The following is a 22769-nucleotide window of genomic DNA, read 5'->3' as shown; positions in this document are numbered from 1 at the left end:
ATTTTATTGTTTGAACAGTGTACTGGGTTATTGAGATGCGCGTGATTTAAACGCCGCGTTTGAGGCACTTTTAACTAGTTGGTTAAAGTCGCCTTGTTGTTCCGTAATCCCTAATGAGAGAGAAATGGGAGGGAGTTTTAGATCGCTTTTTGAACTTATAAAGCGTAGTTTTTCAACTCCAGTTATTACTTTTTCTGCAATCAGCTTAGCAGTTTCTGGCTCAATGTTAGCAAGTAGAACGATAAATTGGTCTTTTGCAGAGCGCCCGGCTAAGCCACTTTGTGAAACATACTTTTGAACTTGCTTAGCTACTTTATTTAAAATCACTTCTCCAATGGCATCACCAAAGTTATTAATAAAATGCTCTAAATTATCAATTTGAATGGCAATTGCTGAAATTGACTTATCTTGTTTTAGCCATAATTGTGTTTGCTTAGTTAAATAATGGCGTTTGTATAAGCCTGTTTGTGGGTCAATCACATGTTGTTTGCGCAAGGTATTAAGTTGTTTTTTAGTGGCTTCGTGTAGTTTTTTTGCCTGGCTAAGTTCTTGTTTAAATTGTGCTTGTTGTGAGAGAAGTAACTGTGTTTGCTCATTTAACCTTTCTAAAGCGAGGCGGCTGTTAGCAATATTATTTTCATCTAAAGAATGCAAGCAGTCATTAACATGGCCTGCAAAATCGTTAAGTTTTTTTTCTGTTTGCTGTGCATTTCGCGATAGTGAATTGATCACGCCATTGACGTTTTCAATCATTGCTACTTCGGTTTTATGACCCTGATTTAAATATTCAAAATAGAGTTGCTCAATAAATAGCTCATCAATATTTTGATTTACATCTATGGCATCATCAATAGCATTGTTAAGCGCAAAATGGATTTTACTAATGTATGTATACACAACTTGAAAATTTAAGGGGGTAGGAGGCAAAACATGATGCTCTAAAAACATACATACTTTTGTCATTTTTTCTTGTGCTATAGCCATGGAGTCATGGAACATCATTTGCAATTACCAACCAAATACGCATAAATGCTGATTTATAAAACTCGTCCAATGAGGCAATTTGCTTCCAAGCAACGATACAATAATCATTATATCCGTTATTTAAAAGTAAAATGAGTCGGAGTTGGCTAAAATAGGACTATAATTTCAATAACCGTTGTTTTTCTGAGCAATTACTCTAGGGCCTATTGACCTTTCAGGATTAAAACTTGTTCAATCTAGAGGTGATTTAATCGCGGCGCGAGATTTGTAACCTAGTGGGCTAAGTAAAAAGCGAGTAACAAAGAGTTAATCACCTCTAGGCAGAACCCTTTGGGCAGCGCAAGTTTGGCATCTATGCTGCGTTATCGCCTACTTATGGGGAGTAACCACACTACATAGGCTCTGCCTTGCCTAGAAGCCAAACACACTGCTGCAAATTTAACCTCGAAAGATAAACAGACCCTAGTTATTTATAGTTTTGTATTAACTTAAGTTAATACAATGTCTCACGGGCGTATATTTTGCGCAGTTGGTCGTATATCTATTTGCTATTTATCTAGGCTACGATAGGTTTATCACATCTGTAATATTACTAAGATCAATCACTATGAATTTATCTCTTTCAAAACAAATGCGTCTTTCCTTATTAAGTGTCACTTTAGTGTGCTCACTAAGCGCGTGTCAGCTCACCGCAATTAATGCGGATCAACAATTTACGCAAGCGGCTGAGAATATCGTACAGCATCGCCAAAATATTAGCCCGTATAGTAACCCCGAAGGAGTTGATGGCTACTTATTACCTAATTTGTCAGCTGAATTTTTAGCGCAGCAATATCAAAAAAACACCCAGCTATTAGCAGATTTAGATGCCATAGATATAAGTAAGCTCAGTGATGAAAACCAAATTAACTACAGTATTATTCGAGCGCAAGTGCAAAATAGTGTTGATGAATATGTATTTAATACGCACTACATGCCTTTAACGTCAGAATATGGCTTTCATTCAAGCTTATCGTTTATTGTTAATAGCTCTGATTATAAAACTGCTCAAGATTATCAAAACTACTTAAAGCGATTACAACAAGTGCCGCGCTTTTTTGAGCAAAACATAGGTTGGATGCGTAAAGGATTAGAAGTTGGTTTAACTCAACCCAAAGCGGTATTAATTGGCTACCAAGACTCGATTACTGCCTACATTGTTGACGATGTAACACAGTCTGAATTTTACAAGCCGTTTTTAAACAATACCGCGGGTTTAAGTGATAGTGAATTTGCAGATTTGCAACAACAGGCTAAAGCCACTATCAGTGGCCAAGTTATTAAAGCCTATAAAGATTACTTAACTTTTTTTAATACTGAATACTTACCTGGCGCGCGCAGTGATATTGGTATTTCGTCAACACCGAATGGTGAGGCCTTTTATGCAAATCGTGCTAAATATTACACCACCACACAAATGACCCCAAAAGAATTACATGAGCTGGGTTTAGCGGAGGTTGCGCGCATTCGTAGTGAAATGGAAGCGGTTATTAAAGAAGTAGGTTTTAAAGGCACGTTTGCAGAATTTATCTACTTTTTACGAACAGATCCGCAGTTTTACGCCACAACGCCTGAGCAATTATTAAAAGAGGCCGCGTATATTGCAAAAAAAATGGATGCGCAGTTGCCTAAATTATTTCATACCTTACCGCGCAAACCTTATGGCGTAGCGCCGGTGCCTGCCAATATTGCTCCTAAGTACACTACTGGGCGCTATTCAGGTTCGAGCCGTGATGATCAAGCCGGCTTTTATTGGGTGAACACGTACGCTTTAGATAAACGACCACTCTATGCTTTAGAAGCGTTAACTTTGCACGAAGCGGTGCCGGGTCATCATTTACAAATTTCACTCAATGCAGAACTTGAAAGTTTACCTAGCTATCGCCGTGATGCGTATTTATCAGCGTTTGGTGAGGGCTGGGGATTGTATTCAGAGTACTTAGGCGTTGAAGCGGGTTTTTATCAAGACCCGTACAGCAACTTTGGTCGTTTAACCTACGAAATGTGGCGTGCTACACGTTTAGTGGTTGATACGGGTATGCACATGTACGGCTGGAGTCGTGAGCGTGCAATGAATTTTATGGCCGATAATACGGCGCTTTCATTACACAATGTAAAAACAGAAACCGATCGTTATATTTCATGGCCTGCACAAGCGTTGTCATACAAAATTGGTGAGTTAACAATTAAACGTCTGCGTGCAGAGGCCGAGCAAGCATTAGGTCAGCAGTTTGATATTCGTGAGTTTCATCATCAAATATTGCGCCATGGTTCAGTGCCTTTGTCGGTGCTTGAGCAGCAAATACGTTTGTATATACAAGCAGAATTAGCAAAAACAGATAGCTAATAGCGCATTATTTTGAAACTATAAAAGCGTGGTGTTATTTAATGACATCACGCTTTTTTAGCATTTAAGGATAAGTAATGAGTCAATTTATAATGTTCAGTATCGATGTGTTTGCCAGCTTATTTATTGTTGTATTTGGATTGCTGGTTATATTAATTGCTATTTTTTATGTTCGAGATGTTACCCAAACAAAGCATGCTATTAGGCGTAATTATCCGGTAATTGGACGTTTTCGGTACTTTTTTGAGCGCCAAGGTGAGTTTTTCCGTCAGTATTTTTTTGCTCTCGACCGTGAAGAAATGCCCTTTAATCGCGCCGAACGCAGTTGGGTATATCGGGCTGCTAAAGATGTTGATCATACGGCTGCTTTTGGTTCAACCCAAAGCTTAGAAACGACAGGCACCGTAATGTTTATGAACTGCGCATTTCCTACCTTAGATGAAGAAGCCCTAGCGCCTAGCAACGTAACGCTTGGGCCTTATTGTAAATTTCCTTACACCACAAATTCGTTATTTAATATATCGGGCATGAGCTTTGGCGCGTTATCCAGTCCTGCTGTACGTGCACTCTCAAAGGGGGCAAAATTAGCCGGTTGTTGGATGAACACGGGGGAAGGCGGACTTAGTCCGTATCACTTAGAAGGTGGTGCCGATATCGTGTTTCAAATTGGTACGGCTAAATATGGTGTACGCGACGAGCATGGAAATTTAAGCACAGAAAAACTAAAAGCAGTTGCTGCACACCCTGCAGTTAAAATGTTTGAGCTGAAAATGAGCCAAGGTGCCAAGCCAGGTAAAGGCGGTATGTTACCTGGGCGAAAAGTGAATGCTGAAATTGCTAAAATAAGAGGCATACCTGAGGGGCAGGATTCAATTAGCCCAAATGGGCACCCAGAAATAAAAAATCCAAACGATATTTTAGACATGCTCACCACGATAAGAAGTACAACCGGTAAACCGACAGGCTTTAAAGCGGTAATTGGTGAACATACTTGGTTAGAAAGTTTATTTGCCGAGATAAATCATCGTGGTATTGAGTCTGCACCCGACTTCATTACCATTGATAGTGCTGATGGTGGTACCGGCGCTGCACCTCAGTCTTTACTCGATTCGGTGGGGTTACCGCTAAAAGAAAGTCTTCCTTTAGTTTTTCAGTTACTAAAAAAGCATGGCCTTAGAGAGCGAGTTAAAATTATTGTCTCTGGCAAATTAATTGTGCCCTCAAAAGTTGCGTGGGCATTAGCACTGGGTGCCGACTTTGTTGTGTCTGCACGTGGACATATGTTTGCACTAGGCTGCATTCAGGCTATGCAATGTAATAAAGATACCTGCCCCACAGGAATTACTACGCATAATGAACGTTTACAACGGGGCTTGAATGTTGAAGATAAAGCGCAGCGGGTCGCAAATTATAATAAATACATTCATTACGGTGCGGGGCTTATTGCACATTCTTGTGGCGTTACCAGTGCTCGCGAATTAAAACGCAAACATGTGCGTATAGTGCAAGAAAGTGGTCTTTCTGAGCCACTAGATAAAATGTACGAACACTATCATTAGATATAGCTTAAAGGCGCTTAAAGCGCCTTTTTTAATAAAATAAAGACTTAGTTTAGGGTCAAACAGACTCTAATTTAAATGGCTTATTAGCAAGCTGAAAAACGCGTCTTTAGTATCGCAAGTGTGGGCATTTAAAATCAATTGCTCACCCAGTGCTAATGTTTGTTTTTGTACGTTTAACCGTGCGGCCTCATCGGTAATGCCTTCTATATCAATTACATTAGCAAGGCCTATAGTGCGTCTAATTAGCTCTATGCCACAGTAGCCAATAGCATCTTGTAAAACATGTTTCATAAAATACTCTGCGTAGCCTGAAGCTTTAAGTGTCTCATCAGTTGTTTGCTTATTTATGAGCTCAAACCACTGTTGTTCAAATGTGGCGTAGCATTCAACCAATGTACTTAATAAATGGGTTTGATAATTACGACGTGCTACAAAGTCGTCAATGCGACCGTGCTGAGCACAGTAATTTAGTAGTAAGTTACCGATAAAAGATCCAATATCAAAGCCAATAGGGCCAAAAAAGCCAAACTCAGGGTCGATCATTTTAGTGGTAGTTTGATTAACAAAAATACTTCCGCTGTGCATATCGCCATGCAACAAGGTTTGTGGGTTCGATAAAAAGTTAGCTTTTAGCTTTGCTACTTCAAGTTTTAATGCCCCGTTTTTACGAATAGCCTCAACTTCAGTTTGTAATTGTGCCGGATAGTTGTTGCGTTCATGCTCTGTGTACGGATCGCTAAAAAATAAATCTTCAGTAATTTGGCACAATTCAGGGTTAGTAAATTGGCTAATACGTGCTTTTTTATCTTGCGCTAATAAATAAAAGTCAGAGTTATAAAAGCCCGTTTGGCTTAAATACACAGCTACGTGGTGAGAAAGGTTTGGAAATTGTTCAGCATTATTTTGCGCTGTTCGCAAAATTTGTAAATCACCTAAATCTTCTAAAATGGTCAGAGCTAAGTCTTTATTGTAATGTAAAACAGTAACCGTATGCGCAGGGCAAATAGCCCCATGATTAAGTAAAACTTCTGCCTCTATGCGTGCTCTATCAAGTGTTAATGGCCACGACTCACCTACACAACGCGCATACGGTAAAGCTTGCTTTAATATAATACTGTTGTTTTGCTCATCCGTAATTCTAAATACTAAGTTGAGATTACCGTCACCAAACTCATAAGCGGTAAGCGCTTGCCCCGGCTTAAAAAAGTCGTATTGATTAGATTCAATTAACGAATTGATGTAATTAATAGCGTGCTGTGCATTAAAAGCAACATAGTTAGTCATGGTTTTATTCTCAATAAAGATGCATTTAAGCATTCTATACCTTTAAATGTTTAGATGTCTATAAGTCTAACTTGAGAGTTCTTCAAAGTGGTGTAAAATAACCCTACGCACTTCTAATCTTTTGAGCCTTATGCAAAATTTAATCGCAAGCAGTTTAAAATATGAAAATAGTACGCTGAGCGTACTTGATCAATATTTGCTTCCTCATCAGCAAGTGTGGCATGAATGCCACACTGTAGAGACAATGAAAGAGCTGATCATCAGCTTAAAAGTGCGTGGTGCGCCACTTATAGGCTTAGGGGCCAGTTTATTAATTGCTTATTTAGCTGAGCAAGGTATGACTAGAGACGCGCTTGCAACCGCCATAAATGAGCTAGAAGCCACTCGCCCAACAGCGGTTAACTTAATGCATTGTATGGCGGCGTTGCGCCAAGCGCTTAAACAAACTGATTATGTTGCCAGTATTGTTGCAACGACTGAGCAGTTATTTATTGAAGACATTGAGCTATGTGAGCGTATGGCAACACGTGGTGCCGAGCTAATAAATAGCGGCGACAATATATTAACTCACTGTAATACCGGCGCTTTAGCCACTGCGGGCATAGGTACGGCATTGGGTGTTATTTATAAAGCACAACAAGTCCATGGCAATGTTCATGTGTGGGTGGATGAAACACGCCCCTTACTGCAAGGCGGGCGTTTGACCGCGTTTGAATTGGAGCGTTGGCAAATACCTTACACGCTAATTTGCGATAACATGGCGGCCAGTTTAATGGCTGCAGGTAAGGTAGATAAAATTGTTGTAGGGGCTGATCGTATTGCTGCTAATGGCGACTTTGCCAATAAAGTCGGTACTTATAATTTAGCGGTGCTTGCGCATTTTCATAATATTCCATTTTATGTGGTGGCACCGGTTACTACGCTTGATGTAAAGACTGCCCAAGGTAGCGATATAGAAATAGAGCAACGTAATCCACAAGAAGTGCGTGGTGTTAGTGGTAGTTTTGGCGAGGCATTGTGGGCTCCCACTAATGCTAATGTATATAACCCCGCATTTGACGTAACACCCGCAAACTTGGTTACTGGGTGGGTGTTAGATACCGGTGTTTATAACCAGAGTCAGGTAGAAAGTGGCGTGCTTTTAAAGCTGAAGTAATTTTGCGATGCGTTTGGTCCACGTTATGTTTATTAGTGTGGACCAGGGTTTTGAATGATTAAATTACGGTAATAATGGAAATTGCTCTGCAATCGGTGATTCCGTGCTTTGTGCTACCCAACCTTCTGTATTGTTAAATAGACGAATAGCGGTAAATTCTGGGTCGCTACCCATATCAAACCAATGAGGGGTAAGCTTAGGTACTGAGATCAAATCGCCTTGTTGACAAAGTACTTGGTACACTTTACTGCCAATGTGTAAGCAAAATAACCCTTGGCCTTTGACAAAAAAGCGTACTTCGTCTTCGCTGTGAGTGTGTTCAAATAAAAATTTTTTGCGCAATTCTGCAGCATCAGGGTTGCCTTTAACCAGCGATATAACGTCAACAGTTTGATAGCCGCCTTGCTGTTTTAAGCGTTCAATATCGCCGTTGTAGGCAGTTAAAATATCATCATTGCTGGTGCTTTCAGTAATCTCGGTATTTGCCTGCCATTGCTCAAAACGCACATTAACCTTAGCAAGTTCAGCGGTAATACGTTGAACGTCGCTACTGGTCAGCAGTGCATTATTGGCGTCAGAATCTGCAAAAATAGTGAGTTGGCTCATGCTAAATGCTCCGCTTTAAATTGGCTAAAATCGTTAATGTAGTTGTGCTTTGATGAGCTTTCTTGCCCATCGCGAATTAAATGTAAAGTTTTAAGCCCAGTGGTTTTTGCAGCATCAAGCTCTGCAACTACATCACTTAAAAACAATACTTCGTCTGGGTTAAAAGGCAATTGCGTTATTATGTTTTCATAGGCGCTTGGCGCTTGTTTAGCGCCTACTTTGGTATCAAAGTAATCACTAAATAGTGAGCGAATATCGCCAAAGTCAGAATACTGAAAAATTAAATGCTGTGCTTTCACAGAGCCCGACGAATAAACGTATAACTGTTGGCCAGCTTGCTTTTGTTGTTGTAAAAATTGATAAGCATCTGGGTATAAGTGACCAGTAAAATCACCGTTTTCATAGCCTGTTTGCCAAATTAAACCTTGTAATTGCTTAAGTGGCGTTATTTTTTTATCTTCTTCAATCCAAGTAAGTAAAGTGCTAATAACGGTGTCGATATCGGCATTAGGCTCGTTAATTTCAGCTTTTACAGCGCTAATTTGTTCTGCTACTTCAGGCTGTTCTGTGTGACCGCGCACAAATGCAGGCAGTTGTTGTGCGGCATAAGGAAATAGCACATCTTTTACAAACGAAATACGCGTAATAGTGCCTTCAATATCAGTTAGCAATGCTTTGATCATAGTGCGGTTCCTGTTATTTTTAAGCGTTCTAGCTCGCAACTAAATAAAAACTCTAATGCCTCTAAATGGCGGCGAACTTCATCAATGTTACGGCCAACAGCATATAAACCATGACCTCTGATCAATACGGCATGCTTAATTGGTGAGTGTAAGTGATGGTCGCTCACAAGTAGGCTTAAACGGTCTATATCTTGATCGTTATCGAAAATAGGGATGGCCAGTGATTCTAAGTGCGATGTAATACCGCTGAGCGCTTTTTGCATCTCGTAGCCGATTAGTTCAAGCTGATGGCGTTGAATAATATTTGAAAGTACAGTTGCCGCTACCGAGTGAGTATGCAAAACATATTGCGCGTCAGGAATAAGTTGATACAAGCTCAAATGCAGTTGTGTTTCGGCTGAGGGTTTTATTGCCCCTGCAACACGCTCACCTAAATGATTTAATTGTAGAAAATGCTCAGGCATTAACGCGCCTTTGTCCTGGCCACTGGCTGTGACTACAAAGCCCGTACTGGTGCGAGCTGAAAAGTTTCCACCTGTTGCGGGTACCCAACCTTTTTGACTGACCCATTTTCCGGCTTCAATAAGTTCTGAAATAGCGGTATTGTTTTGCATACATTCCTCACTAATGAGCATAAAGCTATTTGTTTTAGACGGCTATACTTCTGTTTTAAGCAATGATAGCATCGCTTTGGGCGTAAAACCATCATTAAGGGTAACCAGTGTTTGAAAGTAAATTGCCAAATTTAGGCACCAGTATTTTTAGTCAAATGACTGCTTTAGCAAATCAATTCGAAGCGATTAATTTATCGCAGGGTTTTCCTGAGTTTGATGCGCCTGAGCTACTTAAAAAACAGCTTAATCATTATGTGCTTGAAGGAGTTAATCAATATTCACCTTCATCTGGTGTACCGCGCCTGCAGCAACAAATTGCCCAGTTAGCAAAACGAAAATATGCGGTTGAAATAGATGCCGCGCAGCAAGTAACTGTAACCTCAGGGGCAACCGAGGCGCTGTTTGTTGCAATTCAAGCGCTAGTGCGCGAAGGTGATGAAGTCATTGTATTTGACCCCGCTTATGACTCATACCAGCCAGCGATTGAATTGGCCGGTGGTAAGTCAGTTAATATTGCTCTGCATGCTCCGAGTTATGTAATTGACTGGCAAACGGTGGCTGCGGCTATTAATAGCAAAACGCGGGCTATTATTATCAACACTCCACATAACCCAAGTGGTAAAACGTTAAAACAGCACGATATTAATGCTCTAAAAGCCTTAGTCATCGAGCATGATTTATACCTGATAAGTGATGAAGTATACGAGCATATTACTTTTGATAAGCAACCACATTTAAGTGTGTTACGAGATGAGGAATTGTTTGCTCGCAGCTTTGTGATCTCAAGCTTTGGTAAAACCTTTCATAGCACCGGTTGGAAAATGGGCTACTGTATTGCGCCTACTGATTTATGCGAAGAATTTCGAAAGATTCATCAGTATGTTACTTTTTCAAGCTTTACGCCTGCACAACATGCATTAGCCGATATGTTAGAACAGCAAGGTGAGCATGTGGATGCGCTAAGTGAGTTTTATCAACAAAAACACGATGTGCTCAGTAATGCTCTACAAGATAGCCGCTTTAGCATTTTACCAAGTGAAGGCACCTACTTTTTACTGCTTGATTACAGTGATGTATCTGACTTAAATGACGTAGAATTTTGCCAATGGTTAGCAGAACAAGCAGGCGTTGTAGCCATTCCACTGAGCGTGTTTTATCAGCAACCAAGCAATGATAAAGTTATTCGTTTATGTTTTGCTAAAAATGATCAAACCTTAATAGAGGCAGCACATATTTTATGTCAACTTTAACCTTAGCATTATTACAAAGCTCGCTGCATTGGCTCGATAAAAAAGCCAATTTAGCTATGTTTGAAAAACAGCTTGCTAACGTCACCAATCAACCTGATTTAATTGTACTTCCTGAAACCTTTGCCACTGGATTTGCGGTTAACCTTGACTGTGGCGACGCTGAAAATGGCTCAGTACTGAGTTGGCTCAAGGCACAGGCGAAGCACTATAATGCGGTAATTGCAGGCTCAGTATTGGTAACCCAAGGAAGTAAAAAAGCGAATCGGTTTTACTGGGTACAACCAAATGGAGAAGTGAGCTACTACGATAAACGGCACTTATTTTGTTTAGGTAACGAAGGCGAGTTTGTAGTGGCAGGACAAGCGCGTGAAGTGTTTGAACTCAATGGGTTTAAAATATTGCCACAAGTATGCTACGACTTACGGTTTCCGGTGTTTCAGCGCAATAACAATGACTACGACGTGATGATAAATATTGCCAATTGGCCAGCAGCAAGGCGCAATGTATGGGACACTTTATTAATGGCACGAGCAATGGAAAACCTATGCTACGTGGTTGGCGTAAACCGGGTTGGTGAAGATGGCAATGGTATTGCCCACAGTGGTGGAACTGCAGTGTATGACTTTAAAGGTGAGCCACTGATTAAAGCGAATGACGACCAGCAAGCACTACTAACAATCACGTTAAATAAAGCGCCGCTTGATGAGTTTAGAGCTAAATTTCCAGCACATTTAGATGCCGATGCTTTTACATTGGTATAAATTAGCGCCCAGCCGATAAAGTGCTAAAATAGCCGCTGATATTTTTATTGGCGGCTTTATGAATACAACCCTTATTACACCGGTAATTTTAGCTGGCGGTATTGGCACACGGCTTTGGCCGCTGTCGCGCCAAGCAATGCCAAAGCAGTTTTTATCTTTGCTTGATAATAAAAACCAGCAGTCGTTATTGCAAAGCACGTTAGTGCGTGTTGCAACTGAGGGCTTTAATCCCGCTATTTTGGTCTGTAATGAGCAGCATCGATTTATTGCCGCGCAGCAGGCAGCATTTGCAAAGCCCCATGCCATAGTACTTGAGCCAGAAGGCAAAAATACCGCACCAGCCATTGCCCTTGCCGCGCACTATGCATTAAAAAATAATATTACAGGTCCTTTGTTGGTGATGCCTGCCGATCATTATATTGAAGATTTTACGCCATTAACTGCTCAGTTATCTGATGCGGTGACACTGGCTGAGCAAGGTAAATTAGTTACATTTTCAATTACGCCAACAGAGCCGCATACCGGTTATGGCTATATCAAACAGGGCACAGCAATTATAGGTACTGCTTGCTTTGAGGTAGACCAGTTTAAAGAAAAACCTGATTTAGCAACTGCATCAACCTATTTAACTGAGGGCGGTTATAGTTGGAACAGTGGCATGTTTTTATTTACTCCCGCTGCATATCTAAAAGAGCTGGAACGCTTTGCGCCAAAAATAGCTAAAAGTGTTGCTAGTGCCACTGATTTTAAACAAGACTTAGCGTTTACAAGAGCAAATACTCATGCACTTGAATCTTGCCCAAGTGACTCGATTGACTACGCTATTTTAGAGCGCAGTAATAATGTGGTGGTAATGCCCGTTGCGTTAAAGTGGAGCGATGTGGGCAGTTTTTCTGCACTGGCAACGCTAAGTAAAAAAGAGCCACAAGGTAATAGCCCACACCAAGAACATATCGCCCAAAACAGTGGTAACAACTTAGTTATTAGCGAAGATAGACACACAATAGCGACGTTAGGAGTAAGCGATTTAGCAATTATTCATACCCACGACGCCACTTTAATTGCTGATCAAAATGCGCTTGATGCCCTCCCGTTATTGCTCAAGCAACTGGCATCAACACATAACAACAAACTGGCGCATCATCAGGTGGTTTACCGCCCTTGGGGAAATTATCGTACGCTAGTAGAAAGTATCGGCTTTAAGGTTAAAAAAATTACCGTAAAAAGTGGGGCTAGGCTCTCAACCCAGCGTCATCAGCACCGTGCCGAGCATTGGGTGGTTGTCTCAGGTACTGCAGATATATGTATTGACCAGCAAAGCTTGACGCTGACTCACGACCAATCTTGTTATATTGGTGCAAAACAACTGCACAGCTTAGCTAATAATCAGCCCGAGCCGTTAATTGTTATTGAAGTACAAACGGGTGCCATATTGGATGAAAGCGATATTGAGCGATTTGACGATGTATACGGTAGAAAATAACAGTATAAATAGTAAATATGCTTGATCATTTGTTACTGTCGTGAAGCTTGATAGTCCGTAGCCGTATTACCCTAGCCCTTGGCGTACATACTTTAAATACGCCTCTAAACTGTGTTGCCACCGTGTGCTGGCTTCATTTAACGAGTTATTTAATGGTTTTTTATCTAGCAGGCGTCGCTCAATTTTTTTAAGAGCCAGTCCATAGCTATTAAAGCCAAGTTGCATTGCGGTGCTGGCTTGGCGATGTAATAACTTAATGCATTGCTCGGGGTCTTGCTCTAATAAAGCTTGGCAACGGCTCAGTTTGTTACGCGCAGATAGGATAAACTCATTATAAATAGAAGATACTTCATCAATACTAAAAGAGCTTGTTAGGGTTTCTGTGGCAGTTTCATCGTATAACGTATCAACCAGCTCGACGGCAATGCTAGCGGTTTGTGTTGACTGTGAATCACTCAATGCTTGGCGTAGTTTTTCTTGCTTTAATGGCTTGCCAACAATGTCTTTAATACCCAGTGCTAAGTATTCTTTTATTTCATCAGGGCTCAAACTGGCGGTAAAGGCCAGCACTGGAGTTCGCTGATTTTTATGCTCCACTCGTTTGAGTGTTTTTAGCACTTGCTGCCCTGTTAAGTCGGGTAAGTTCATATCAAGTAACACCACATCAAAGTGATATTTTTTCATCAACTCAATCGCACTTTTGCCATCTTTAGCGAGCTTAATTTTATGCTCGTCGTCAGCCATAAATTCAACAGCTATTTTTTGGTTTAAATCTAAATCTTCAACAAGTAACACATCAAGTCCGGTTAAATAATCCTTACTTTGATGGCGCTGCTCTACAAGGCTAAGTTCACCTATGGCTAGCGTCATGTTAAAGCTAAATACGCTACCCACTCCCAGCTCACTGGTAATTTCTAGCTGGCTATTAATTTTATCGAGTAAACGACTGGTTATAGCTAGCCCAAGCCCTGTTCCGCCTTTTTCCTTACCGGCACTGCTTTGGATGTAGGGCTCAGTTAAATAGTCAATTTCATCTTTTTCAATACCTGGGCCTGAATCGAGTACGCTTACTTTAAGGGTATGATCGAGCTGAGTTTCATTAATTAAATCTATTTGCACTTTTACTGTGCCAGTGTCGGTAAATTTAATTGCATTACCCACAAGATTAATAATGATTTGTCTGAGCTTTTGTTGGTCGCAGTAATAACAGGCTTTATCGGGGATGTTACAGGCAAGCTCAAATTTAAGCTGTTTTTGTTCGGCCAAAGGGCTTAACAGCAGGCATAAGTTTTGTAGCCAAGTTTTGAACTCTATATCCTCTTCGTACAAGGCTTCGTCATGCTGATCTAAGCTTGCGTATTCCAGCACTTTATCTACTAGTAAGTTGAGTGACTCTGCTGAGTTAATAATGGCTTCGCAATAAGCTTTATTACGGCTGTCGCTAGTTTGGTTTAACACCAGTTGTGCGCTGCCTAAAATGCCGTTTAATGGGGTGCGTATTTCATGGCTTATAGTGGATAAAAAGAGCCCGCGAATCTCTAAGTCCTTGTGTGCTTTTTCGGTGAGTTTATTAAGTCGTAATTCCCTGCGCTCATTGCACAATAGCGCCATGCCAGCAGCATAAAACATAGGGGCAATCACACTGTTTAAAAATAATAATGAGTTAAACCATGGGTTTAATATGGCATCTTGTTGTGCAACGCGATCCATAAAAATAGTTCGAGTGATAAAACTGGCTGCAACCAAGGTTAAAATAATAATGTAAACAATACTGGCATTAGGATAAGGTTTTCGCGCATATTTAAAAAAAACAAATAGTAAAAAAGCGGCTTCTACAATATGTTGAAAGTCAGAAATATAAACCCGTGAGCGCATAGATGGCTGAAAAAAAGTGAAGTAAACAAGCAATAAAGCGCTGGCAGCGGTAAATAGGCAAACAAATTTAAAACCACGACCACGATAATTTAAAAACTGACTCAGCGATAAGCAATGCACAATGGACGCTAAAAACATCATGCTATTAGCAAAGGTAATGGCAAGCTTTTCAGGGATTTTACCTATGAGCGCAAAGCCCACAATGGCGGCTAATAGTAGTAAAGGGTAGGAGATATAAAGTAACGTGCCGGGGACATGCTTGTTGGTACGCCAAGTTAAAAAATTTAGTAACGTCATCACTGTCATGACAGCGATACTGGCAAAATAAAGCGTAAATGAGTCGAGCATTAAGACCCCAACAGCGATTTTTAAAGAAGATATAAAAACAGGCACCTAAAGTGCCTGTATTGAATTTATTAAAATAAGCCTTAACGAATCTCGTCAGGAATATTTTGTTGTGCCCAAGAGAGTAGTTCAATACGGTTACGACATTTAGTTTTTCTAAATGCACTGTATAAATGAGTCTTAACCGTGTGTGGGCTAATGCTTAACTCTTCAGCAATTTCTTTATTTTTAGAACCATTACTCATTAACGAGATAATTGCTTTTTCACGTTTAGTGAGTTTGATTGGCTCAATATCACCATCGGTTAGCTTGTGTAGTGCGTCTTTATTAAATTGCAGCATGCGGTTAAGCGCATTACACATAATATCACGACGATACCAAAGCTGATCTTCAAGTAGTAAACGAATCCCTTTCATGAGTACATCAGCATTATCGGTGGTGTAAAATACACCGCGAATACCACTGAGTAATGCACGATTAGCAAGCTCTGGGTTTTCATCTAAATTAAACAACACAATATCGCATTTGATACGCAAATTAACGAGTTGTTCTTTTAGCTTAGTCCACGCGTCTTTACTTGATGTTTCAATGAACAATAAGCGAGTACCTACCGGAACATCTAAAATATTTGTACCCGTAGTTACGTCAAGGCCCTGTGTTTTTAACAAAGGCTCTAAAACGTTAATACCAATAGTGTTAATTGGTTCTTCGTCTAACAACAAAAAGGCTGAACTGCTCATGTTTTTTTACTCTTTTATAAAGCTGGCTAATTAATCTTACCACGATCCCTGCACACCTTTTGTATTAGGGAATAACAATTTCACTGGAGAAAAGGTGCGATTTCCAATTATTTAAACATAAAATGTTGCAAATAAGTAATTGTTTTTTTGGTATATAAGAAAAACGCCGTATTTTTAATGTATTTTTTAAGATACAGGATTTAATGGGTGACTAAAGGGCAACTTTTTTAGTGTTTTGATACGGAGGCCAGCCCATTTCTTTTCCCGCCAGCATATGCAAATGAATATGGTAAACGGTTTGTCCACCGTGTTCATTGCAGTTCATCACCACGCGGTAGCCGTCATCGCTAAAATTAAGTTGTTTGGCAAGCTTAGCCGCTACCACATATAGATGACCAACAAGATGTGAGTTTTCCTCAGTGACATCATTAATCGTGGCAATGGCTTGTTTAGGAATGATCAACGCATGAAAAGGTGCTTGAGGATTAATATCTTTAAATGCAAGCGTGTGGTCGTCTTCGTAAATAATGTCAGCAGGAATTTCACGATTAATAATTTTAGTAAAAATAGTCTCTTGACTCATAATGATGACTCTAATTTGTTCGATTAATATGTATGTCACTAATGACAAATTTTGCCAGCAGTGTCAAACTGAAATCAACTAAAGGAGTAATTATGCGTAAATCAATATTATTAAGCAGTGTAGCGGCGCTCTTGGTGAGTGCATCGAGTTTGGCAGAAAACATTCACTTTCCTGAGGAGTTTGTTCCTTTACAAGTGGGTGAACGAATCATTGAAAGTTCGATTTTTAGTCGTGTTGATGATGTTGAATTAGCACCGGGCACTTATCAGTTAAAGCTTAAATACACAGATTTATATGATTTAGGCTATGACGATCACGAAGTGATTGAGTCGGAGCCTTTTTGGGTGAATGTAACCGTTGAAGCAGGTAAAGATTACACCTTAGTATTTAATCGTGCTGAAAATGCGGTGGCAGCTAAGGTATTTGCTGAGGCACCACAAGTGAGCTTAAAAGCAAAAGGTAGTACCTTAGCTGAGCCATTAAATGTGATAGCTGAACGACAACTACAAAGCGCACAGTTTAATCAGCAAACCTCAGAAACACCTGCTGGCCCACAAAAACCAAGTCGTCCCATTAAGCCGATTGCGCCAATTAATGGCAAAGGCATGCCAAGCGCTGCACATATGCTCGACTTTTGGTGGCAACAAGCAACGCTCGCTGAACGACAGGCTTTTTTAGATAAAGTAACAAAATAACTAAGCATTAAAAAAGGGCCAAATTGGCCCTTTTTAGTTTATTGGTAACGCTATTTGTTATTTAAATAATGCGTCAATAGTACCTTGTGCCAGTGGGTGATAACCCGGACGCGCTTTTAAGTATACGCTTTGTGCCCAGTCTTTTTTACCATTGGTAATAAGCGCTTTATAAAGCGGCACGATAAGCTTACGACGACCAATACCCGATAAATGCTTATCAAGCGCAGGGTAAATCGGTTGGTAACCATTACCTACTGCTAGCATGTACCATGCAAACGCACGTTCTGCGTTGGTTGATTGGGTTAAGTTAAACTCGCCGTCTAATTCAGTCATTTTTTCAATGCTTAAATCGCGTGGTAGGTTATTTAAAAAGTGTAGCCACTCATGCACAGTCCAATTTGCAGTTGGTAATTGTGCGGCAGTTGTATCCCCTTTTAACCATGCTGTAGAAGCTGTATCTACTTTATCGAATGCGTCTGAGGTTGGATTAGGTGCATCACTTGGTAAACCAGGCTGAAAAATCCACTCGTTCACTTTATCCATGCTCACTACGCCAGGGTACTTTTCAATTAAGTTAGCTTTGATGTACGTAACAAATTGCGCGGTGGTTAGCGATTTAAATGCAAACTCATTAAAGTAGGTTTTAACAAAGTCATCAAACTTATCACGGCCGTATTTTTCTTCTAGGTAGATTAAAAATAGCTGACCTTTTGTGTAAGGCACTGAGCTAAACGCATCATCTGGATCGCGACCATTAAGCTTTAAGTTAAGGCGCGTATCTGGTGCATCAATGGTTTTAAGTTGCGCACGTAGCCCTGCTGCATCAAGTGCTTGCTCCATAACAGCACGGTCACGACCAAATACTTCTTCCATAATGCGGTTTTCAACGTAAGAGGTAAATCCTTCGTTTAACCATAAATCTTCCCATGTGGCGTTAGTCACTAAGTTACCAGACCAAGAGTGTGCAAGCTCATGCGCAATCAGGTTAACTAAGCTTTTATCGCCGGCAACAACGGTTGGGGTGATAAATGATAAACGTGGGTTTTCCATGCCGCCAAACGGAAAGCTAGGTGGTAGCATAAGTAAGTCATAACGACCCCATGCATAGTCGCCGTACATGGCATTGGTTTTGTCGATCATCGCTTGGGTGTCATCAAACTCAGCAACTGAGGCATCTAAAATAGTCGGCTCTGCAAAAATACCGGTTTGCTTAGACATCGCTTTAAATTCTAGGTTACCCGCACCAATGGCAATTAAGTAAGGTGAAATTGCTTGCGGCATAGTGAACTGATAATCACCATCTTTATAAAGGGCATCTTTATTATCGGCGCTCATTACCGCACGAATATCTTCAGGGGTATGAATACGTGCAGAATAAGTCACGCGCATTGCTGGGGTGTCTTGCACTGGTATCCAACTACGTGCATGAATCGCTTGCGATTGGCTATACATAAACGGGTGCGTTTTGCTGGCTGTTTGCTCTGGCGTTAACCACTGTAAGCCCGACGCTTCTGGGCGACTGTTGTAGTAAATACGGACTTTTTCAGCTTGGTTTTTAAAAGTAATCGTTAGTTTTGAGCCTTTAACATCGTCGCGGTTAGCAAGGTTAAAGCTAGCTTTGTGCCAATTGCCATTTGCTGTTTGATACATGACTTTATCAATATCAAGGTCACGGGTATCAAGTACTAGCTTTTTGCTACTGGCGTTTTGCCACTGCAGCGTATGCTCAACAAAACCTTCTAATTGCTTGTCGGCAAAGTCGATGTCTAAATCAAGGTTTAAATGTGTGGTGATAACATCATCAAGGTTGGCATAGGAATTTTGATCAATAGCGCTGGCCATTGCTTGCGAGCACATACCTGCCATAGCGAGGCTTAAAAAAAGAGGTGTGATTTTCATAATTACCTTGAGTACAAATAAAAAAGTGCAGGTTTTATATCATGATTGCTGCAGTGGGTTGAACAATTTTTACAAGCAGATGCGCAATTTGCGACGATGAGTTAAACTAGAGCAATTAATTATTGCTACCTTCAGAGGGCTTTGTGCCGCACTCATTACAACCCCTACATACATTTGCATTAAGTAGCCAATGCCAAAATTTCGTTGAAATTACCGACTCAGCGCAGCTTAAAAGCCAGTGCTTTAAAGTCCCTTTTTGCTTGTTGGGTGAGGGCAGTAATACTATTTTTTTAAATGACTATGCAGGCACGGTCATTAAAATGGCAACCCAAGGCATTACTATCACTGAGCGCTCGGATGACTTTTTAGTTAGTGTGGCGGGCGGTGAAAATTGGCATCAATTAGTGACCTACTTGCTGGAGCAAGGTATTGCAGGGTTTGAAAACCTAGCGCTCATACCCGGTACTGTCGGCGCTGCACCAGTGCAAAATATTGGTGCCTATGGCGTAGAAATAGCACAGTTTATAGAAGCTGTTGATTATTTTGCTATTGATAGCGGCAGCTTTAAATCTTTAACTAATCAACAATGTCATTTTGCTTATCGTGAATCGGTATTTAAACACGCGCTAAAAAATAAAGCAGTGATCACCCAAGTGCATTTTAAGTTGCCCAAAAAATGGCAACCAGTGCTCAGCTATGGACCGCTGCAGCAATTAAAAAATCCAACTCCACAGCAAGTGTGCGCGCAAGTGATACAAACGCGTAATAGCAAACTCCCAAACCCTTATAAACTGGCTAATGCGGGCAGCTTTTTTAAGAACCCTATTATCACCAATAGTGACTTAGCGCAGTTAATTGCTAAATACCCTGAGGTGCCTCACTACCCACATAGTGCCGGTCACCATAAAGTGGCTGCAGGGTGGTTAATAGAGCAAGCGGGATTAAAGGGATATAAAATTGCGGGGATTGAAGTGCATCAACAGCAAGCGCTGGTGCTGGTTAATCATGGTAATAGTACAGGGGATGATTTAATTAATATGATTGCCCACATTCAGGATATTGTTTTAACACGTTACAACATAAGCTTAGAGCACGAAGTGCGATTGATTGATCAGTACAATGAATGCCATATCTCTTTGGAGCAATCAGCATGAAGGCACCTGACGGTAATAAGTTGGCCATTTTAAATGCGCTCAATAAAGGCGGGTTTGTCTCTGGGCAAGCACTGGGTAATGAATTAGGAATAAGTCGCGCGGCGGTAAGTAAGCATATTCAAAGCTTACAAGCTATGGGCTTAGATGTATTTAAAGTAACAGGTAAAGGCTATAGCTTAAATAACCATGTAGGGTTACTTAATCAGCAAATCATACAACAGCTTTATGCTGAGTTAGGGCAAAATACCGCGAATATTGAAGTGCAACCACTGATTGACTCAACCAACAGCGAGTTAATGCGCCGTATTCAAGCTAAAGCAGCGCTCGAATCGGGCACCGTGATTGTAGCCGAAATGCAGCAAGCAGGGCGGGGGCGTCGAGGCCGAGTATGGCAATCACCCTTTGGTGCTAACTTATACTACAGTTATTTTTGGCGCTTAGACGATGGCTTACAAGCCGCTATGGGCGTATCGATTGCTGTTGGTTTAGCTGTGTATGATGCGATAAAAGCACTTTATGATATTGAAGTAGAGCTTAAATGGCCAAACGACATTTATATAAACAAACAAAAACTCGCAGGTGTCTTGGTCGAGTTAGACGGGCAGCCACAAGGACCGTGTCAGTTGGTGATAGGAATTGGTATTAATTTAAATATGCCAGAAAGTGCCAGTCAGCACATTGACCAAGCATGGACTGATTTAAGTCAGCACACCCAGCAGCTAGATAAAAATCAACTAGTAGCTTCATTAACTTATTGTTTAGAGCAACGCTTAGCGCAATATCGTGAGAATGGCTTACAAACTATGTATCAACAATGGAATGCATTAAATGCATTTGCTGGTCAGCAGGTAGAGCTTAATACCGGACATCGAAGTTGGTGTGGCATTTGTGAAGGTATAGATGCGCACGGTGGTGTACGTATTCGCCAAGACGGTGAAGTGAAAAGTTATTATGGCGGTGAGATTTCATTAAGAAAGGCGCAAGCATGAGATTACTCATTGATGTAGGTAATACCTCACTCAAAGCCGTATTGTGGCAAAACGAGCAAATACAGCCGTGCGATATTAATAATATCCCATGGCAGCAAATCACGGTTGTTGTTTACGCTTGTGTGGGTCGTAGTGAATTACTCAAACAGCTATTAGAGCAAGCTCAAACACATAACATTGATTGCTTTGAAGCATCGGTTAGTCGTGAACTCAGTACGTTGCATTGTGCGTATCAGCAAGTCGGTAATTTGGGCATAGATAGGTGGTTAGCACTTATTAGTGGTTATACGCTTTACCCTAATACGGCTGCAATTGTTGTTGATGCCGGCACGGCAACGACTATAGACGTCCTTAATAATGATGGGCAGCACTTAGGTGGTTGGATATTACCAGGGCTTGATTTAATGACCCGATCACTTACTCAAAATACCCAGCGCGTATTTGATGATGCAAATACGCCATTTGCTAATGAGCTTGGCAAAAACACCCCTAATGGATTAAAAAATGGTGCATTAGTGGCAACTATTGGCGCAATTGAGCAAGCAAAGCGGCATTTAAATACAAAAAATTGCCTTTTAATTTTTGCTGGTGGTTATGGTCAGCTATTACAAGGGCATTTTCCACAGAGTATTTTCGACCCAATGCTAGTAATGAAAGGCTTAAATTACTGGTATGAGTTGGCTAAAAAGAGTTAAAAGCAACAAAAAAACCGCTTTTTGCGCGAATAGTGAGCGTTTGAAGAATAAAATCACATTTTTTTTAATTTTTTGGTTGCATCCCAATAAACCTTACTCTAGAATCTCGCCCCGTACTAAAGCAGTGCCGACTTAGCTCAGCTGGTAGAGCAACTGACTTGTAATCAGTAGGTCAACCGTTCGACTCGGTTAGTCGGCACCACTTTCCTTTTACCGGAAGTGCTTAGTATAAAGAATTATCGTGGAGGGGTTCCCGAGCGGCCAAAGGGATCAGACTGTAAATCTGACGGCTCAGCCTTCGCTGGTTCGAATCCAGCTCCCTCCACCACTTTATTCTAGACGGTTAGAGGTAGTTTAAGAACAGGTTCCTTAAAGCGGGCATCGTATAATGGCTATTACCTCAGCCTTCCAAGCTGATGATGCGGGTTCGATTCCCGCTGCCCGCTCCAATTTGATGATGCTGATATAGCTCAGTTGGTAGAGCGCACCCTTGGTAAGGGTGAGGTCGGCAGTTCAAATCTGCCTATCAGCACCAGTCAATCGAATCTCCTTAAACACTTCCTTTATCTGTCAGAAAAAAACTATTTGAAATTTGAAAAAATTAACTTAATCTACCTATGGTGGATTATTTTCATATGTAATCTAGATACACAAAACTGATAGGTTCCGTCATGGCAAAAGCAAAGTTTGAACGCGTAAAACCGCACGTAAACGTAGGTACAATCGGCCACGTTGACCACGGTAAAACGACATTAACAGCAGCAATCACTAACGTACTTGCAAAAGTATACGGCGGTGTTGCTAAAGATTTCGCATCAATCGATAACGCTCCAGAAGAGCGCGAGCGTGGTATCACAATCTCAACTTCACACGTTGAGTACGATACACCAACTCGTCACTACGCACACGTAGATTGTCCTGGACACGCCGATTATGTTAAAAACATGATCACTGGTGCTGCTCAAATGGATGGCGCTATCTTAGTCGTAGCTGCGACTGACGGTCCTATGCCACAAACTCGTGAG

The 22769-nt window shown here is 41.0% G+C and carries 20 protein-coding genes and 4 tRNA genes; 15 read left to right on the top strand and 9 right to left on the bottom strand.

The features are described 5' to 3' along the window. Positions 1 to 27: 27 nt before the first annotated feature. Positions 28 to 984: a diguanylate cyclase domain-containing protein gene (locus P20311_RS00790; protein ID WP_024602244.1), complete on the bottom strand. Its 957-nt coding sequence runs from the start codon at positions 982 to 984 to the stop codon at positions 28 to 30. A gap of 607 nt (positions 985 to 1591) precedes the next feature. Between P20311_RS00790 and P20311_RS00785 the strand changes: the two genes are divergently transcribed. Together P20311_RS00785 and P20311_RS00780 are read left to right on the top strand one after the other, a co-directional pair. Then, complete coding sequence (locus tag P20311_RS00785) at positions 1592 to 3370, top strand: DUF885 family protein (protein ID WP_008108538.1); 1779 nt, start codon at positions 1592 to 1594, stop codon at positions 3368 to 3370. Between the two features lie 77 nt (positions 3371 to 3447). Next, the gene (locus tag P20311_RS00780) at positions 3448 to 4929 is read left to right on the top strand and encodes an FMN-binding glutamate synthase family protein (RefSeq protein WP_008108536.1); all 1482 of its coding nucleotides are present in this window, start codon (positions 3448 to 3450) and stop codon (positions 4927 to 4929) included. 69 nt (positions 4930 to 4998) lie between these two features. Here the strand turns inward: P20311_RS00780 and mtnK are convergent, their stop codons facing one another. Next, on the bottom strand, positions 4999 to 6216 hold the full coding sequence (mtnK, locus tag P20311_RS00775; RefSeq protein WP_024602242.1) for an S-methyl-5-thioribose kinase: 1218 nt from the start codon (positions 6214 to 6216) through the stop codon (positions 4999 to 5001). Positions 6217 to 6346: 130 nt separating this feature from the next. Here mtnK and mtnA point away from each other — a divergent pair, with 130 nt between their 5' ends. Further along, entirely contained in the window at positions 6347 to 7372 is a 1026-nt protein-coding gene (gene mtnA / locus P20311_RS00770) for an S-methyl-5-thioribose-1-phosphate isomerase (RefSeq protein WP_008108533.1), read from the top strand. A gap of 63 nt (positions 7373 to 7435) precedes the next feature. On the opposite strand, the gene P20311_RS00765 is transcribed toward mtnA, so the two are convergent. From P20311_RS00765 to P20311_RS00755, 3 genes are read right to left on the bottom strand one after another with little or no spacing between them, the layout of a single operon-like run. Next, positions 7436 to 7978: an acireductone dioxygenase gene (locus tag P20311_RS00765; protein WP_008108531.1), complete on the bottom strand. Its 543-nt coding sequence runs from the start codon at positions 7976 to 7978 to the stop codon at positions 7436 to 7438. Next, positions 7975 to 8661, bottom strand: coding sequence for an acireductone synthase (gene mtnC / locus P20311_RS00760; RefSeq protein ID WP_008108529.1), 687 nt, complete (start codon positions 8659 to 8661; stop codon positions 7975 to 7977). The genes P20311_RS00765 and mtnC overlap by 4 nt, the downstream gene beginning before the upstream one ends. Further along, positions 8658 to 9275: a methylthioribulose 1-phosphate dehydratase gene (locus P20311_RS00755; RefSeq protein ID WP_008108527.1), complete on the bottom strand. Its 618-nt coding sequence runs from the start codon at positions 9273 to 9275 to the stop codon at positions 8658 to 8660. Before P20311_RS00755 ends, mtnC begins: the two co-directional genes overlap by 4 nt. A gap of 107 nt (positions 9276 to 9382) precedes the next feature. Here P20311_RS00755 and P20311_RS00750 point away from each other — a divergent pair, with 107 nt between their 5' ends. From P20311_RS00750 to P20311_RS00740, 3 genes are read left to right on the top strand one after another with little or no spacing between them, the layout of a single operon-like run. Then, entirely contained in the window at positions 9383 to 10525 is a 1143-nt protein-coding gene (locus P20311_RS00750) for a methionine aminotransferase (protein ID WP_008108525.1), read from the top strand. After that, complete coding sequence (locus P20311_RS00745) at positions 10513 to 11286, top strand: amidohydrolase (protein ID WP_008108524.1); 774 nt, start codon at positions 10513 to 10515, stop codon at positions 11284 to 11286. Before P20311_RS00750 ends, P20311_RS00745 begins: the two co-directional genes overlap by 13 nt. 58 nt (positions 11287 to 11344) lie before the next feature. After that, positions 11345 to 12769: a mannose-1-phosphate guanylyltransferase/mannose-6-phosphate isomerase gene (locus P20311_RS00740; RefSeq protein WP_008108521.1), complete on the top strand. Its 1425-nt coding sequence runs from the start codon at positions 11345 to 11347 to the stop codon at positions 12767 to 12769. A gap of 66 nt (positions 12770 to 12835) precedes the next feature. Here the strand turns inward: P20311_RS00740 and P20311_RS00735 are convergent, their stop codons facing one another. From P20311_RS00735 to P20311_RS00725, 3 genes are all read right to left on the bottom strand, one after another. Then, the gene (locus tag P20311_RS00735; RefSeq protein WP_008108520.1) at positions 12836 to 14992 is read right to left on the bottom strand and encodes a response regulator; all 2157 of its coding nucleotides are present in this window, start codon (positions 14990 to 14992) and stop codon (positions 12836 to 12838) included. Between the two features lie 80 nt (positions 14993 to 15072). Continuing rightward, complete coding sequence (locus P20311_RS00730) at positions 15073 to 15729, bottom strand: response regulator transcription factor (protein WP_008108518.1); 657 nt, start codon at positions 15727 to 15729, stop codon at positions 15073 to 15075. A 211-nt stretch (positions 15730 to 15940) separates the two neighbouring features. Continuing rightward, positions 15941 to 16312: a histidine triad nucleotide-binding protein gene (locus P20311_RS00725; protein ID WP_008108514.1), complete on the bottom strand. Its 372-nt coding sequence runs from the start codon at positions 16310 to 16312 to the stop codon at positions 15941 to 15943. A 92-nt stretch (positions 16313 to 16404) separates the two neighbouring features. Between P20311_RS00725 and P20311_RS00720 the strand changes: the two genes are divergently transcribed. Then, the gene (locus tag P20311_RS00720; protein WP_008108512.1) at positions 16405 to 17007 is read left to right on the top strand and encodes a DUF2057 domain-containing protein; all 603 of its coding nucleotides are present in this window, start codon (positions 16405 to 16407) and stop codon (positions 17005 to 17007) included. Positions 17008 to 17064: 57 nt separating this feature from the next. Here the strand turns inward: P20311_RS00720 and P20311_RS00715 are convergent, their stop codons facing one another. Next, positions 17065 to 18906 (bottom strand): M1 family metallopeptidase, encoded by a 1842-nt coding sequence (locus tag P20311_RS00715; protein WP_008108511.1) that lies wholly within the window; start codon positions 18904 to 18906, stop codon positions 17065 to 17067. Between the two features lie 143 nt (positions 18907 to 19049). On the opposite strand from P20311_RS00715, the gene murB reads away from it, so the two are divergent. The 8 genes from murB to P20311_RS00675 all read left to right on the top strand — a co-directional run. Continuing rightward, complete coding sequence (gene murB / locus P20311_RS00710) at positions 19050 to 20060, top strand: UDP-N-acetylmuramate dehydrogenase (RefSeq protein ID WP_036984569.1); 1011 nt, start codon at positions 19050 to 19052, stop codon at positions 20058 to 20060. Further along, positions 20057 to 21049: a bifunctional biotin--[acetyl-CoA-carboxylase] ligase/biotin operon repressor BirA gene (gene birA / locus P20311_RS00705; RefSeq protein ID WP_008108504.1), complete on the top strand. Its 993-nt coding sequence runs from the start codon at positions 20057 to 20059 to the stop codon at positions 21047 to 21049. The genes murB and birA overlap by 4 nt, the downstream gene beginning before the upstream one ends. Next, complete coding sequence (locus tag P20311_RS00700; RefSeq protein ID WP_008108502.1) at positions 21046 to 21744, top strand: type III pantothenate kinase; 699 nt, start codon at positions 21046 to 21048, stop codon at positions 21742 to 21744. The genes birA and P20311_RS00700 overlap by 4 nt, the downstream gene beginning before the upstream one ends. Positions 21745 to 21870: 126 nt before the next feature. After that, positions 21871 to 21946 (top strand) — tRNA-Thr (locus P20311_RS00695). Between the two features lie 41 nt (positions 21947 to 21987). Beyond that, positions 21988 to 22072: transfer RNA gene (locus P20311_RS00690), tRNA-Tyr, on the top strand. 46 nt (positions 22073 to 22118) lie between these two features. Next, positions 22119 to 22193 (top strand) — tRNA-Gly (locus tag P20311_RS00685). Positions 22194 to 22203: 10 nt separating this feature from the next. Further along, positions 22204 to 22279, top strand: a tRNA-Thr gene (locus P20311_RS00680). 136 nt (positions 22280 to 22415) lie between these two features. Further along, on the top strand, positions 22416 to 22769 hold a 354-nt coding region (locus tag P20311_RS00675; RefSeq protein WP_036984549.1), incomplete at its 3' end, for a GTP-binding protein.

It is taken from the genome of Pseudoalteromonas sp. BSi20311, assembly GCF_000239875.1.
Lineage (GTDB): Bacteria > Pseudomonadota > Gammaproteobacteria > Enterobacterales > Alteromonadaceae > Pseudoalteromonas.
This window is presented reverse-complemented; position numbering and strand designations above follow the sequence as displayed.

Excerpts from the sequence above, each read along its gene's own strand:
- mtnA (WP_008108533.1), top strand. The coding sequence starts at position 6,347 with ATGCAAAATTTAATCGCAAGCAGTTTAAAATATGAAAATAGTACGCTG.
- P20311_RS00765 (WP_008108531.1), bottom strand. The coding sequence starts at position 7,978 with ATGAGCCAACTCACTATTTTTGCAGATTCTGACGCCAATAATGCACTG.
- P20311_RS00730 (WP_008108518.1), bottom strand. The coding sequence starts at position 15,729 with ATGAGCAGTTCAGCCTTTTTGTTGTTAGACGAAGAACCAATTAACACT.
- P20311_RS00720 (WP_008108512.1), top strand. The coding sequence starts at position 16,405 with ATGCGTAAATCAATATTATTAAGCAGTGTAGCGGCGCTCTTGGTGAGT.
- mtnK (WP_024602242.1), bottom strand. The coding sequence starts at position 6,216 with ATGACTAACTATGTTGCTTTTAATGCACAGCACGCTATTAATTACATC.
- P20311_RS00745 (WP_008108524.1), top strand. The coding sequence starts at position 10,513 with ATGTCAACTTTAACCTTAGCATTATTACAAAGCTCGCTGCATTGGCTC.
- mtnC (WP_008108529.1), bottom strand. The coding sequence starts at position 8,661 with ATGATCAAAGCATTGCTAACTGATATTGAAGGCACTATTACGCGTATT.
- birA (WP_008108504.1), top strand. The coding sequence starts at position 20,057 with ATGAAGGCACCTGACGGTAATAAGTTGGCCATTTTAAATGCGCTCAAT.
- P20311_RS00790 (WP_024602244.1), bottom strand. The coding sequence starts at position 984 with ATGGCTATAGCACAAGAAAAAATGACAAAAGTATGTATGTTTTTAGAG.
- P20311_RS00740 (WP_008108521.1), top strand. The coding sequence starts at position 11,345 with ATGAATACAACCCTTATTACACCGGTAATTTTAGCTGGCGGTATTGGC.
- P20311_RS00780 (WP_008108536.1), top strand. The coding sequence starts at position 3,448 with ATGAGTCAATTTATAATGTTCAGTATCGATGTGTTTGCCAGCTTATTT.
- P20311_RS00700 (WP_008108502.1), top strand. The coding sequence starts at position 21,046 with ATGAGATTACTCATTGATGTAGGTAATACCTCACTCAAAGCCGTATTG.
- P20311_RS00715 (WP_008108511.1), bottom strand. The coding sequence starts at position 18,906 with ATGAAAATCACACCTCTTTTTTTAAGCCTCGCTATGGCAGGTATGTGC.
- P20311_RS00725 (WP_008108514.1), bottom strand. The coding sequence starts at position 16,312 with ATGAGTCAAGAGACTATTTTTACTAAAATTATTAATCGTGAAATTCCT.
- P20311_RS00785 (WP_008108538.1), top strand. The coding sequence starts at position 1,592 with ATGAATTTATCTCTTTCAAAACAAATGCGTCTTTCCTTATTAAGTGTC.
- P20311_RS00735 (WP_008108520.1), bottom strand. The coding sequence starts at position 14,992 with ATGCTCGACTCATTTACGCTTTATTTTGCCAGTATCGCTGTCATGACA.
- P20311_RS00755 (WP_008108527.1), bottom strand. The coding sequence starts at position 9,275 with ATGCAAAACAATACCGCTATTTCAGAACTTATTGAAGCCGGAAAATGG.